General features: G+C 63.5%; 11 protein-coding genes. 3 read left to right on the forward strand and 8 right to left on the reverse strand.

Annotation, left to right across the window (positions count from 1 at the left end; genetic code table 11):
* Nucleotides 1-23: 23 nt before the first annotated feature.
* The 8 genes from ACPPVR_RS29055 to ACPPVR_RS29090 form a co-directional block, all read right to left on the reverse strand.
* Complete coding sequence (locus ACPPVR_RS29055; protein WP_426609989.1) at nucleotides 24-407, reverse strand: DUF1236 domain-containing protein; 384 nt, start codon at nucleotides 405-407, stop codon at nucleotides 24-26.
* A 111-nt stretch (nucleotides 408-518) separates the two neighbouring features.
* Nucleotides 519-1,406: a 2-hydroxy-3-oxopropionate reductase gene (locus tag ACPPVR_RS29060; protein WP_426609990.1), complete on the reverse strand. Its 888-nt coding sequence runs from the start codon at nucleotides 1,404-1,406 to the stop codon at nucleotides 519-521.
* A 12-nt stretch (nucleotides 1,407-1,418) separates the two neighbouring features.
* Nucleotides 1,419-2,204 carry a hydroxypyruvate isomerase gene (gene hyi / locus ACPPVR_RS29065; protein ID WP_426609991.1) on the reverse strand — a complete coding sequence of 262 codons (786 nt, stop codon included), beginning with the start codon at nucleotides 2,202-2,204 and terminating at the stop codon, nucleotides 1,419-1,421.
* Nucleotides 2,205-2,215: 11 nt separating this feature from the next.
* Nucleotides 2,216-4,006 (reverse strand): glyoxylate carboligase, encoded by a 1,791-nt coding sequence (gcl, locus tag ACPPVR_RS29070; protein WP_426609992.1) that lies wholly within the window; start codon nucleotides 4,004-4,006, stop codon nucleotides 2,216-2,218.
* Nucleotides 4,007-4,156: 150 nt separating this feature from the next.
* A complete protein-coding gene (locus ACPPVR_RS29075) occupies nucleotides 4,157-5,959 on the reverse strand; it encodes an adenine deaminase C-terminal domain-containing protein (RefSeq protein WP_426609993.1) in 1,803 nt (600 codons plus the stop codon).
* 85 nt (nucleotides 5,960-6,044) lie between these two features.
* Nucleotides 6,045-6,845, reverse strand: a complete 801-nt coding sequence (locus tag ACPPVR_RS29080) for an NYN domain-containing protein (protein ID WP_426609994.1) — start codon at nucleotides 6,843-6,845, stop codon at nucleotides 6,045-6,047.
* A gap of 109 nt (nucleotides 6,846-6,954) precedes the next feature.
* Nucleotides 6,955-7,803 (reverse strand): IclR family transcriptional regulator, encoded by an 849-nt coding sequence (locus ACPPVR_RS29085; protein WP_426609995.1) that lies wholly within the window; start codon nucleotides 7,801-7,803, stop codon nucleotides 6,955-6,957.
* A gap of 57 nt (nucleotides 7,804-7,860) precedes the next feature.
* Nucleotides 7,861-9,990 (reverse strand): acetate--CoA ligase family protein, encoded by a 2,130-nt coding sequence (locus ACPPVR_RS29090; RefSeq protein WP_426609996.1) that lies wholly within the window; start codon nucleotides 9,988-9,990, stop codon nucleotides 7,861-7,863.
* A 343-nt stretch (nucleotides 9,991-10,333) separates the two neighbouring features.
* Here ACPPVR_RS29090 and ACPPVR_RS29095 point away from each other — a divergent pair, with 343 nt between their 5' ends.
* From ACPPVR_RS29095 to frc, 3 genes are all read left to right on the forward strand, one after another.
* Entirely contained in the window at nucleotides 10,334-11,029 is a 696-nt protein-coding gene (locus ACPPVR_RS29095; RefSeq protein ID WP_426616205.1) for a GntR family transcriptional regulator, read from the forward strand.
* A gap of 85 nt (nucleotides 11,030-11,114) precedes the next feature.
* Nucleotides 11,115-12,848, forward strand: coding sequence for an oxalyl-CoA decarboxylase (gene oxc, locus ACPPVR_RS29100; protein WP_426609997.1), 1,734 nt, complete (start codon nucleotides 11,115-11,117; stop codon nucleotides 12,846-12,848).
* A 62-nt stretch (nucleotides 12,849-12,910) separates the two neighbouring features.
* Nucleotides 12,911-14,188, forward strand: a complete 1,278-nt coding sequence (frc, locus tag ACPPVR_RS29105) for a formyl-CoA transferase (RefSeq protein ID WP_426609998.1) — start codon at nucleotides 12,911-12,913, stop codon at nucleotides 14,186-14,188.
* Nucleotides 14,189-14,369 lie beyond the last annotated feature (181 nt).

The raw sequence follows: 14,369 nt of genomic DNA on the forward strand, positions 1-14,369 counted from the left end.
ACTTACGCTTCTGGCTGCGCCGATCAGTCGATGATCTTGACGACGCGACGCGTGCGCGGCTCGACGATCACGCGGCGATCGTTCACGACTGCATAGCGGTACTCAGTGTAATTCGGTACCGGGCGCAACACCACGGTCGGGGGCAGCGGCTCGCCGACGATGACGCGCTCCTGAACCACCACAGAATCATCGCGCGGTATTCCGCCGAGGATCGCATTCGGAATTTCGAGGCCGGCACCGACGGCCGCACCCACGGTGCCGCCGACCATCGCGCCGACCGGACCACCAATGTCGCCGCCCGCGCGCGCGCCGTTCCTGGCGCCCTCTTCGGTCGTCGACTGGGCAAAGGCTGCACTCGACGCCAGCAGCGACACAGCGGCCAACGAAATCGCAAGACGGGTCTTCATATCCACGCTCTCCAGTGTTGTTGTGCGGCTTCAACCGCGGGGCCGGATCATTGTTCCGGTTCCCCCGCGCCGAAAGTCGCGTCAAATCTGGAGACTGTTCCCGCGTAACACTTAGGCGGCGCCGATTTCGTGCCCCGCCATCAGTTCCAGCGCACGAACCATCGCCGAATGGTCCCAGCCTTTGCCGCCATGCGCGGTGCAGGACGAGAACAATTGCTGCGCCACTGCCGTGCTCGGCAGCGACAGGCCGAGCGAGCGAGCGCCTTCGAGTGCGAGATTGAGATCCTTCTGGTGCAGCTCGATGCGGAAGCCGGGATCGAAATTGCGCTTCACCATGCGCTCGCCATGCACTTCCAAAATCCGCGACGAGGCGAAGCCGCCCATCAACGCCTGCCGCACCAGCGCCGGATCGGCACCGGCTTTCGACGCGAACAGCAGCGCCTCGCTCACCGCCTCGATCGTCAGCGCGACAATGATCTGGTTGGCGACCTTCGTCGTCTGCCCATCGCCATTGGCGCCGACGCGGGTGACGTTCTTGCCCATCCTGTCGAAGATCGGCTTCATGGTGTTGAAGGCGCGCTCGGGACCGCCGACCATGATGGTGAGGCTCGCAGCCTTGGCTCCGACCTCTCCGCCCGACACCGGCGCGTCGAGATAGTCCGCGCCCAGCGCCTCGATCTTCTTGGCAAACTCCTTCGTCGCCAGCGGCGAGATCGAGCTCATGTCGACCACGATCTTGCCCTTGGAGATGCCGGCCGCGACGCCGTCCTTGCCGAACAGTACGGCCTCCACATGCGGCGTATCCGGCACCATGATGATGACGGCATCCGCCTCCTCCGCCACTTCCTTGCTCGACTTGCAAGCGACGCCGCCTGCTGCGATCAGCTCCGGCGCGACCGGCGCAACGTCATGCAGGAGAACGTGATGGCCCGCGGCCAGAAGATGGCGGGCCATCGGCCGTCCCATGGTGCCAAGTCCGATGAAGCCAATGTCGATCATGTCTTGATGTCCTTAGGTCTCGAATGTCTGCGCCGCGTGCCAGGACAGGCCTTCCAGCGTCGTGGTGCGCGGCTTGTATTCGCAGCCGACCCAGCCGCGATAGCCGATCGCGTCGAGGTGACGGAACAGGAAGGGATAGTTGATCTCGCCGGTGCCGGGCTCGTGCCGGCCAGGATTGTCGGCGAGCTGGATGTGGGCGATCTGGGGCAGATATTCCTGCATGGTGCGGGCGAGATCGCCCTCCATGATCTGCATGTGATAGATGTCGTACTGGATAAACAGATTGTTCGACCGCACCTCGGAGATCAGCTGCACCGCCTGCTCGGTGCCGTTGAGAAAGAAGCCGGGAATGTCCAGCGTGTTGATCGGCTCGACCAGCAGCTTGATGTTTTCACGCGCCAGCGTAGAAGCCGCAAAGCGCAAATTGCCGACCAGCGTCTCCTGAAGCTCGCGCGGATCGGCGTCGTCAGCCGCAATGCCGACGAGGCAGTTGAGCTGCTCGCAATCGAGCGCCTTGGCGTAGTCGATGGCGCGGAACACGCCATCGCGGAATTCGGCGACGCGATCGGGCATGATCGCGATGCCGCGTTCGCCGGCGGCCCAATTGCCGGCGGGCAGATTGTGCAGCACTTGCGTCAGCCCGTGGGCCTCTAACTGCTCGCGCAGAAGCGCCTTATCGAAATCATAGGGGAAGAGATACTCGACCCCACTGAAGCCCGCGGCTTTCGCCGCCGCAAAGCGGTCGGGAAACGGCATCTCGTTGAAGAGCATGGTGAGGTTGGCGGCAAATTTCGGCATGGTGCTGTCCCCTATTCCGCCGGCTGGAGCACGCCGGACCGCACGGTCCCGACCTCGTCGAGGGCTAAATCCAACACTTCCTCGAACTCGACGATGTTGTCGATCTCCGTTCCCATCGCGATGTTGGTCACGCGCTCGAGGATGAACTCGACCACCACGGGCACGCGGTGCTTGGCCATCAATTCGCGCGCGGTCGCGAACGCTGCCTGCGAGTCCTTCGGGTCGGTGACGCGGATCGCCTTGCAGCCAAGGCCTTCGGCGACCGCGACATGGTCGACGCCATAGCCGCCGAGCTCGGGCGCGTTGATGTTCTCGAACGAGAGCTGGACGTGATAATCCATGTCGAAACCGCGCTGGGCCTGGCGGATCAGGCCAAGATAGGAATTGTTCACGACGACGTGGATGTAAGGCAGATTGAACTGCGCGCCGACCGCGAGCTCCTCGATCAGGAACTGGAAGTCGTAGTCGCCGGAGAGCGCGACGATGTCGCGATCCGGACACGCCGCGCGCACACCAAGCGCCGCCGGCAGCGTCCATCCAAGCGGGCCCGCCTGCCCGGCATTGATCCAGTTGCGCGGCTTGTAGACGCCGAGGAATTGCGCACCGGCAATCTGTGACAGGCCGATCACGGTGACATAAGTGGTGTCGCGGCCGAACGCCTTGTTCATCTCCTCATAGACGCGCTGCGGCTTGATCGGGACGTTGTCAAAGTGGCTCTTGCGCAGCATCGAACGCTTGCGATCGCGGCAGGCCGCGGGCCACGCCTGGCGCTCGCGAAGCCTGCCTGACCGGCGCCACTCCCTGGCGACGGTGACGAACAGCTCGAGCGCGGCCTTCGCGTCCGAGACGATGCCGAGATCCGGATTGAACACACGCCCGATCTGGGTCGGCTCGATGTCGACATGCACGAAGGTGCGGCCCTTGGTGTAGGTCTCGACCGAGCCGGTATGGCGGTTAGCCCAGCGGTTGCCGATGCCGAGCACGAAGTCGGATTCCAGCATCGTCGCATTGCCGTAGCGATGGCTGGTCTGAAGGCCGACCATGCCGGCCATCAGCACGTGATCGTCGGGAATCGCGCCCCACCCCATCAGCGTCGGCACCACCGGAACGTTGGCGATCTCGGCGAATTCGACCAGCAGGTCCGAGGCGTCGGCGTTGATGATGCCACCGCCCGCCACGATCAGCGGCCGCTCGGCGGCGTTGAGCATCTCCAGCGCCTTCTCGACTTGTTTTCGCGAGGCGGTCGGCTTGTAAACCGGCAATGGCTCATAGGTCTCGTCATCGAACTCGATCTCGGCGAGCTGCACGTCGAGCGGCATGTCGATCAGCACCGGCCCCGGCCGGCCCGAGCGCATGACATGAAACGCCTGGCTGAACACGCGCGGCACCAGCGCGGGCTCGCGGACCGTCACGGCCCACTTCGTCACAGGCTTTGCGATCGACTCGATATCGACCGCCTGAAAATCCTCCTTGTAGAGCCGCGCCCGCGGCGCCTGCCCGGTGATGCAGAGGATCGGGATGGAATCGGCGATCGCCGAATAGAGCCCGGTGATCATGTCGGTTCCGGCCGGCCCCGAGGTGCCGATGCAGACGCCGATATTGCCGGCCTTCGCCCGGGTATAGCCTTCGGCCATGTGCGAGGCGCCCTCGACATGGCGCGCCAGAATGTGGCGGATCGAGCCCCGCTTCTTCAGCGCAGAATAAAGCGGATTGATCGCGGCTCCGGGAACGCCGAAGGCGGTGGAGATGCCTTCCTTCTCCAGAATACGGACAGCTGCATCGATGGCTCGCATCTTCGCCATATCGGACCTCGCTTGGTTACGTCAGCGAGCGAGATCATCGGGCGCGCAAGAGGCGATCTCAACGAGATCGATTTTATTTTCCACGATGCGGCACCCGCGGAAAAATCGCGGTCGTCTCAATCGGTTAGATAGAGATATCCGTGAAAGCGATCACTCGAACAGCGGCGCCAGCTCCATTTGCGGGACCAGCACCAGGCCCTTGTCCGTGATGCGAATTTCCGGAATGACCGATAGCGGAATGAGATTGAAGCCCATGTAGGGGATGGTGCAGCCGGCCTCCGCCCATTCCTTCTTCAGAACCTTGACCTCCTCTGCCACTTCCGTGACGCGCTTGTCGGACAAGAGCCCCGCGATCGGCAACGGGACCAGCGCCCTCACCTTGCCGTCGGCGACGACGCAGACGGCGCCCTGCTGCGCCTTGATGGCTGCGATCGCGACTTGCATATCGGGCTCGTTGGTGCCGGCGACGATAATGTTGTGGCTGTCGTGGCCAACGCTGGAAGCCACAGCTCCGCGTTTGAGGCCAAATTCCTTGAGCAGGCCATAAGCGACGTTACCGGCCGATTTGCCGTGGCGCTCGACCACCGTGACGAAGCACAGGCCGTGAAGCTCAAACAGCGACGGCCAGTCCTTGGCCGGTTCGATCGCGACTTTTTCGTGGATCAGCGTGATGCCCGGCAGCGCCGTCTTGATCGCATTGACCGTACAGGCCTTCGCCGGCAGCTCCGGCGTCAGCTTGAGCTTCTCCGGCAGTTTCACGGTCACATAGGCCGCCTTCGGATATTGATAGCGCTGCGACAGCGCCTGATCGAGCCGCGACGTGATCTTGCGATTTTCCACCACAAGCTCGCCGCCGTACCAGGTCGATTGCGGCTTCAGATTATCGTCCATCAGCACGAGATCGGCGCGGCGACCGCCGCCGAGCCCGCCGATGTCGCCGTCCATACCGAAGCGTGTCGCGCCGTGCAGCGAGCCCATCGACCAGGCCTGCTCCGGCGACATCCCCGCCTTCACCGCCTCGCGCACCACCCAGTCGAGGCCGAACAGCAGCAGATCGTCGGCGTCGCGGTCGTCTGTGCACACCGCCGTGCGCTTGTGGGAGGCACCGAGCTCAGTGACGGTACGGATCGCCTGCGGCAGCGAGTGCCACGGCGTGGTCGGCGGTCCGCCGCGCAGAAACACCCAGACGCCGGCATCGAGCAGATCGTCGGCGATGTCGCGGTCGATCGCTTCATGCGTATCGGTGACACCCGAAGCCGCATAGGCCGCGACGAATTCGCGGCCATAGACATGGCCGGACACCGGCCGCCCGCGCTGCAAGGCGGCTGCGAGGATCGCGTGGCTGCGCTCGTCGCCCATGGTCACCGGCACGAAATCCATCTTCTCGCCGAGCCCCACGGCTTCTGGCCAGCGATCGAACAGGCCGGCGATCTTATCCGGCGTGAGATCGCCGCCCGCGGTCTCCAGTGCGGCCGAGGTCGCGGGCACGGTCGACGGCACCGTCAGGAAGATCGACAGCGGCGCCTCGCGCGCGTCCTCCAGCATCGCCTCGACGCCGGCGACATCCATGACGTTGCCGATCTCGTGACTGTCACAGAAGATCGTGGTGGTGCCGTTCAGCAGCGCGGCCTCGGCATAGGCGCAGGCCGTCACCATCGAGGATTCGATATGGATGTGCGGATCGACCAGCCCTGGCGCGATGATGCCGCCCTCCGCGCCATAAACCGCGACGTCGTTCCACGCCTTCTTGGCCGCGCCCGCCGGCTTCACGGCGGCAATGCGACCGCCGGTGATCCAGACCTCACGTCCCTGATGGATCCGCTCGGAATAGGTCGAGAGCACCCGCGCGCCCGTGATGACGAGATCGGGCGCGAGGCGCGCCGAGGCGACATCAGCGAGGCGGCGCGTCATCGCATGCAGTGGCGCTACGGCAAAGCGGGTGAGTTTGGTCATTGGGACCCTCGCATGGCGTTACGGCCGGGCGATGGTTACGCCATGCGACAAACCGGGCAAGCTCAAATATAGCGGCACGCCCTGCTTACGCCTTAGGCGGCGAGCCACTTACCGTCCCTGACTTCGCGGGCCTGCGCGAGTTCCGCGTTCTCGGCGATGGTGCGGGAGTCGGCTTGACCCGAATCCGCATCGACCGTCCTTTTGACTCATCGATCTCGAACGAATTTGTCCTTCGCACGAGGTCGCTCAACTTGCGGAAGCCAAAAGTCCTCGGATCGAAATCGGAAGCCAAATTGGCGAGCTGCCGCCCAACCTCTCCAAGCGTGACCCAGCCATCTTCGCTCTCCATCTGGGTGATGACCTTCTTGATGATGGGGGCCGCGGCGTCGGGGGGTTGAAGCGACGTGGACCTTGAGGCGGGGTCCTGCGTGTTCGCCGGAACGGCAAGCAGGTTCTCCGTGTAGACAAATCTTCGGCAGGCCTGCCTGAAGCTTTCCGGAGTCTTGTGTTCGCCGAACCCAAAGACATCAATGCCCTGCTCCCGGATGCGGGCGGCGAGCCGGGTGAAGTCGCTGTCGGACGACACCAGGCAAAAGCCATCGAACCGGCCGCTGTGAAGCAGGTCCATTGCGTCGATGACCAGCGTTATGTCGGACGCGTTCTTTCCCGTAGTATAGGCGAACTGCTGCTGCGGGATGATGGCGTGCTTCGACAGGATGTCGGCCCATCCCCTGGATCGCGCATTGGAGAAGTCGCCATAGATGCGACGGACGCTAGCCTCGCCGATCTTGGCAATCTCCTCGAATAGCCCATCTGCGATCTTCGCGGAGGCGTTGTCGGCGTCAATCAGGACAGCGAGGCGGGGCGAACGAAGCTCAGAGGGCATGGCATTCCCCAAAAAGGACGCGACAACGGCCGATGGATATACCGATTTTGGGGCTCTTGCCGCCAGACCTGATTTCTTTCAACGAGGCACGCCGGACCGCAAATCCGGCTCAGGCTGGCTTCAACACCGGCGTTACGCCCCCGAGCGCAGCCGTCAGTTCCGCGGCGACCTCACGCACCACGCGGCCGATCTCCGGCAGCCGGGCGTCGGTGACGCGGCTGGTCAGGCCGGACACCGAGATCGCGGCGAGCGGTTCCGCGAGCGCGTTGTAGACCACAGCAGCGACACAGCGCAGCCCCATCTCGGCTTCTTCGTCGTCCACCGCAAAGCCCTGCTTCCGGATCACGTTGAGCTCCCGGAACAGGTCGCTCGGCCGCACGATGGATTTTTCGGTGAGGCGCGGCATGCCGTGATGGCGGATGACGGCGCCGACGTCCTCGTCGGAATAGGTCGCGAGCACCGCCTTGCCGACGCCCGATGTCACCATCGCGACCCGGCCGCCGACCTTGGTCAGCGAGCGCATGATCTCGCGGCTTTCCATACGGGTCAGCACGATGATGAACTCGTCGTCGACCACGGCAAGGTTGGCGGTCTCGCGGGTGAGATCGCGCAGCTTGCGTAGGTAGGGAATCGCCTGCGCGGTGAAATTGCGTCGCCGGGCGAAGCTCGCACCCACCGTAAAGCTGCGCACGCCGACATGCCATTTGGATTCGGCACGGTCGAACTGCACGAAGCGGCGGCTTTCCAGCGTCGCCAACAGACGATGCACGGTGGAAGCCGACAGGCCGGTGCGCACGGCGAGATCGCTGAGGCGATAGCCTTCGTCGTCCTCGGCCAGCGTCTCGAGGATCGACAGCGCGCGGTTGACGGACTGCACGCCGCCGTCACGCGCGTCGTGCTCGGCCTCGGATGGCGACCGAGGCTCGGGCGATTTGCGCCGGATCACGTTCTTGCTCATCGCGACCTGACTGTTCTCACCTCTCCCCGCCTGCGGGGAGAGGTGAATGTCTTCGTCTCAGAGCAGCCCTGCCCCGCGCGCCCACTTATACTTGGCACCAAGCACCTCGACCGGCAGTTCGGTCGAATAGGCGTAGGCCGGGATGCCGTGCTGGTAGAGATATTCGGCGGCTTCCTCGACCTCGACGTCGCCGGCGAGCGAGGCCACGATCGGCTTGACGAAGCCCTTGGCCTCCATCTCCTTCTTCACCTCGACCATGTTGCGGGCGAACACCATCGGCGGCGTGACGATGGTGTGCCAGTAGCCGAGGATCAGCGAATGGATGCGCTCGTCCGACAGGCCGAGCTTCACCGTGTTGACGTAGGTGATCGGCGGCTCGCCGCCGGTGATATCCACAGGATTTCCGGCCGCTCCGAACGGCGGAATGAACTTGCGGAAGGCCGCATCCAGATCCGGCGGCATCGCCATCAGCGACAGGCCGTTGTCGACGCAGGAGTCCGACAGCAGCACGCCCGAGCCGCCAGCACCGGTGATGATCAGCACGTTCTCGCCCTTCGGCGTCGGCAGCACCGGCACGCCGCGGGCGAATTCGAGCAGCTGCCGCAGCGAGCGCGCCCGGATCACGCCGGACTGCGCCAGAACATCCTCGTAGATTTTGTCATTACCGGCGAGCGCGCCGGTGTGCGAGGACGCCGCTTTCGCGCCGGCCGAAGTGCGGCCGGCCTTGAGCACGATGACTGGCTTTTTCTTGGAGACGCGTTTTGCCGCTTCGGCAAAGGCGCGGCCGTCCTTGAGGTCCTCACAGTGCTGCGCAATCAGGTTGGTGTTCGGATCCTGTTCGAAGAAGGCGAGCAGATCATCCTCGTCGATGTCGGACTTGTTGCCGAGACCGACGATCGCCGAGACGCCCATCTTGGCGGAGCGCGAGAAGCCGATGATCGCCATGCCGATGCCGCCGGACTGCGACGACAGTGCCGCGTGGCCCTTGACGTCGTAGGCGGTGCAGAACGTGGCGCAGAGATTGGCGGGCGTATAGTAGAAGCCGTAGATATTCGGCCCCATCAGGCGGACATTGTACTTCTGGCCGATCTCGACGATCTCGGCCTGCAATTCCGGCGCGCCGGCTTCCGCAAAGCCCGACGGGATCAGAACCGCGCCCGGGATTTTTTTCTCGCCGCATTCGACGAGCGCCGCGGCCACGAACTTCGCGGGGATCGCAAACACCGCGGTATCGATCACACCAGGCACATCCTTGACGCTCTTATAGGCCTTGTGGCCGAGAATCTCCGCAGCCTTCGGGTGGATCGGATAGATCTCACCCTTGTAGCCACCGTTGATGAGGTTCTTCATCACGGAGTTGCCGATCTTGCCGTCTTCGGCCGAGGCGCCGATCACAGCGACGCCCTTCGGCTGCATGATGCGGCTCATGGCCGCGACGATTTCCTCGGTCGGGCGCGGCTTCGGCTTGGGCTTGTAGGCGAAGTCGACGACGATGCGTACGTCGGCGGCAATCGCATCCTTCGCCGCCGCGAACACAGGGTTGAGGTCGAGTTCGACGATCTCCGGGAAATCGGTGACCAACTGCGAGACCTTGACGATCACGTCAGCGAGTGCCGTGCGGTTCACCGGCTCGCCGCCACGCACGCCCTTCAAAATCTCATGTGCCTGGATGCCGTCGAGCATCGACAGCGCGTCTTCCTTGGTCGCCGGCGCGAGGCGGAAGGTGATGTCCTTCAAGACTTCGACCAGTACGCCGCCGAGGCCGAAGGCGACCAGCTTGCCGAAAGAGCCGTCGGTGATCGAGCCGACAATCACCTCGGTGCCGCCGGCCAGCATCTGCTGCACCTGGATGCCCTCGATCTTGGCATCGGCCTTGTACTTCTTGGCGTTCCCGAGAATGGTTTCGTAGGCCTTCTCGGCATCCTGCGCCGTCTTGACGCCGACGATGACGCCCCCGGCCTCGGTCTTGTGGAGAATGTCTGGCGAGACGATCTTCATCACCACGGGGAAGCCCATGGAAGAGGCGATCTTGCCGGCCTCGCCCGCCGACTTCACCACGCCCTCCTTCGGCACCGGAATACCGTAGGCGTCGCAGACCAGCTTGCCTTCCGGCGCCGTCAGGCTGGTGCGGTTGTCCGTCTTGACCTGGTCAAGGACCTTCCGGACGGCATCTTTGGAATTGGACATGTGGCTTCTCCCTTGACCTTCAGTTCTTGCTTAAGCGCATGTATTGCGGCTGCCCGTGACACTTGCCATCGCCGCGCTCTGTTCCACGCCGCCGAACGGAGTGGCAGAAATGCCTAGACTACTCCGCCGGCTTGGATCAAAAATGGCTAGTGATGGCATTTGGTATACCAGAAGCCAACTTGTCAAGGCAAGTCATCGGTTGGAACGCTGCAAAAAATAGGCAGCTTGACATTCTGGTATTTGGTATGCCAAAAACTTTCCGGTTAATATTCCTGTAAAAGACGACTCCCACTGGAGGAGAATCGTCGTGTCACTGCGGAAACCAACCAAGGTGTTGCCGAACATGGCCGAGGCAGACATCGCAATCGTTCGTATTGCCCCGGAGAGCAGCTTCAAGAACAAGGCGTATGACGCCTTGAAGCAAGCTATCCTCAAGATGGACATCTACTCGACGCCCGAGCCGGTGATGCTGGACGAGCGCGCATTGTCCGAACGCCTCGGTGTCAGCCGCACGCCGATCCGCGAAGCGATCGCGATGCTCGAGCAGGACGGCTTCGTGAAGACCGTGCCGCGTCGCGGCATCATGGTGGTGCGCCGGACCAAGAACGAAATTGTCGACATGATCCGCGCCTGGGCGGCGCTGGAGAGCATGGCTGCGCGTCTCATCACCACCACCGCGCGCAAGAAGGACATTTCGGCGCTGCGCGACTACTTCAAGGACTTTGGCAAGGACCGCCTGCCCCAGGATCACGTCGAGGAATATTCGCGCGCCAACATCGCGTTTCACCAAGCGCTGATCTCGCTGTCGGAATCCCCGGTGCTGGTCGACCTCACCAACGACCTCTTGCTGCACGTGCGCGGCTACCGCCAGCTCACGATCGGACGCAAGGACCGCACCGCGACCTCGCTGCCCGAGCATCTCGCCATGATCGAAGCGCTGGAAGCGCGCGATACCGATCTCGCCGAGAAGCGCGCGCGCGATCACACCCTTGGCCTTGCCGCTTACGTCGAGGCGCACGGCCAAGAACTATTTACGTAACTGTTCAACTAGCAACTTCACCAGAAGGGCGAAGCATTCGCCCCCAAAAGCCAAACGGCATCTTGAGACCAGGGAGACAAGGCCCATGCTGAACGCCGCGACCAAGTCCGAAGCACCGGGCACCGAGCAGGAATTGACGGATGGCTTCCATCTCGTCATCGACGCGCTCAAGCTGAACGGCATCAACACCATCTATAATGTGCCGGGCATCCCGATCACGGATTTGGGCCGCATGGCGCAGGCCGCCGGCATTCGCGTGATCTCCTTCCGCCACGAGCAGAACGCCGGTTACGCCGCAGGCATTGCCGGCTACCTCACCAAGAAGCCCGGCGTCTGCCTCACCGTCTCGGCGCCCGGCTTCCTCAACGGTCTCACCGCGCTCGCGCACGCCACCACCAACTGCTACCCGATGATCCTGGTCTCCGGCTCCTCCGAGCGCGAGATCGTCGACCTCCAGCAGGGCGACTACGAGGAAATGGACCAGCTCGCGATCGCCAAGCCGCTGTGCAAGGCGGCCTATCGCGTGCTGCACGCCCAGGACATCGGCATCGGTTTCGCGCGCGCCATCCGCGCCGCGGTCTCGGGCCGTCCGGGCGGTGTCTATCTCGATCTTCCCGCAAAGCTGTTCGGGCAGGTGATGAACGCCGAGGCCGGCCAGAAGTCGCTGGTCAAGGTGATTGATGCTGCGCCCGCGCAGATCCCCTCGCCCGCTTCGATCAAGCGCGCGCTCGACGTTCTCAAGGCTGCAAAGCGCCCGCTGATCATCCTCGGCAAGGGCGCGGCCTACGCGCAGGCCGATGAGGAGATCAAGACCTTCGTCGAGAAGAGCGGCGTGCCGTTCCTGCCGATGAGCATGGCCAAGGGCCTCCTCGCCGATACGCATCCGCAGTGCGCCGGTGCCGCTCGCTCGACGGTGCTGAAAGAGTCTGACGTCGTGTTGCTGATCGGCGCGCGGTTGAACTGGCTGCTCTCGCACGGCAAGGGCAAGAGCTGGGGCGAAGCGCCCAAGAAGTTCATCCAGGTCGATATCGAGCCGAGGGAAATGGACTCCAACGTCGAGATCGTCGCGCCTGTCGTCGGCGACATCGGCTCGGTCGTCGCGGCCTTCAACCAGGCGATCGGTGCGGGCTGGACCGCCCCGCCGGCCGAATGGACCAAGGCCATCGTGTCCAAGCGCGACGAGAACGTCGCCAAGATGGCGCCGAAGCTCATGAACAACAAGTCGCCGATGGACTATCACGGCGCACTCGGCGTGCTGAAGACCATCATCAAGGAGCGTCCGGAGGCGATCCTCGTCAACGAGGGCGCCAACACGCTCGACCTCGCCCGCGGCGTCATCGACATGTACAAGCCGCGCAAGCGTCTCGACGTCGGCACCTGGGGCGTGATGGGCATCGGCATGGGCCAGGCGATCGCGGCTGCGCTCGAGACCGGCCACCCCGTGCTCGCGGTGGAAGGCGACTCGGCGTTCGGCTTCTCCGGCATGGAGGTCGAAACCATCTGCCGCTACAATTTGCCGATCTGCATCGTCATCTTCAACAATGACGGCATCTATCGCGGCACCGACGTCAACAGCGTCAACGCCGATCCGGCGACGACCGTGTTCGTCAAGGGCGCGCGCTACGACAAGATGATGGAAGCCTTCGGCGGCGTCGGCGTGAATGCCACCTCGCCCGACGAGCTCAAGCGCGCCGTCAACGAGGCGATGGCCTCGGGCAAGCCGACGCTCATCAACGCGGTGATCGATCCGGCCGCAGGCTCGGAGAGCGGCCGCATCGGCAACCTCAATCCGCAAAGCGTTCTGCAGAAAAAGAAGTAAGTCCACCCCTCAACCCTTTATTCCCTGCGGGTGCAGGGGCAGACAGAGTACGGAGCAACATTATGACCAAAGCGCTCGAGGGCGTTCGCATTCTCGACTTCACCCACGTCCAGTCCGGACCGACCTGCACGCAGCTGCTGGCATGGTTCGGCGCCGACGTGATCAAGGTCGAACGCCCGGGCGTGGGTGACATCACCCGCGGCCAGCTGCAGGACATCCCGAACGTGGACAGCCTGTATTTCACCATGCTCAACCACAACAAGCGCTCGATCACGCTCGACACCAAGAACCCCAAGGGCAAGGAAGTCCTGACCGAGCTGATCAAGAAGTGCGACGTGCTGGTCGAGAATTTCGGCCCCGGCGTGCTCGACCGCATGGGCTTCCCCTGGGAGAAGATCCAGGCGATCAACCCGAAGATGATCGTCGCCTCGATCAAGGGTTTTGGTCCCGGACCGTATGAGGACTGCAAGGTGTATGAGAACGTCGCGCAGTGCACCGGCGGCGCCGCCTCCACCACCGGCTTCCGCGACGGCCTGCCGCTCGTGACCGGCGCGCAGATCGGCGATTCCGGCACCGGCCTGCATCTTGCCCTCGGCATCGTCACCGCGCTCTATCAGCGCACGCATTCGGGCAAGGGCCAGAAGGTCACCGCCGCGATGCAGGACGGCGTGCTGAATCTGGCGCGCGTAAAACTGCGCGACCAGCAGCGCCTGGCCCATGGTCCGCTCAGGGAATACAGCCAGTTCGGCGAAGGCATTCCGTTCGGCGATGCCGTGCCGCGCGCCGGCAACGATTCCGGCGGGGGCCAGCCCGGCCGCATCCTGAAGTGCAAGGGCTGGGAGACCGATCCCAACGCCTACATCTACTTCATCACCCAGGCTCCGGTCTGGGAGAAGATCTGCGACGTGATCGGCGAGCCGACCTGGAAGACCGATCCGAACTACGCCAAGCCCGCAGTTCGCCTGCCGCGCCTGAACGAAATCTTCGGCCGCATCGAGCAGTGGACCATGACGAAGACGAAGTTCGAGGCGATGGAGATCCTCAACAAGGACGACATCCCCTGCGGCCCGATCCTGTCGATGAAGGAGATCGCCGAGGACCAGTCGCTGCGCGCGACCGGCACCGTGGTCGAAGTCGACCATCCCACCCGCGGCAAGTACATCTCGGTCGGCAACCCGATCAAGCTGTCGGATTCCCCGAGCGACGTGGAGCGCTCGCCCCTGCTCGGCGAGCACACCGACGAAATCCTGCGCAGCGTGCTCGGCTTCAGCGATCACCAGGTCGCCGATATCCACAGGTCCGGCGCGCTCGACCCGCCGCAGAAGCAGGCCGCCGAGTAAGCGGAGCTAGTTAAGACAGACGAAAGGGCCGCCTGATCAGGCGGCCCTTTTTGCATCGGAAATGCGATGCGGTCGCAGGCCCAAACTAAAAAACTGAAAAACAACCCCATGCACAGTAGCTAACTGATTGGCCGCGAAAACATTTCGTATTTTACGAATATACTTTGACGCGTCGGGCAAA

It is taken from the genome of Bradyrhizobium sp. McL0616, from assembly GCF_049993385.1.
GTDB lineage: Bacteria > Pseudomonadota > Alphaproteobacteria > Rhizobiales > Xanthobacteraceae > Bradyrhizobium.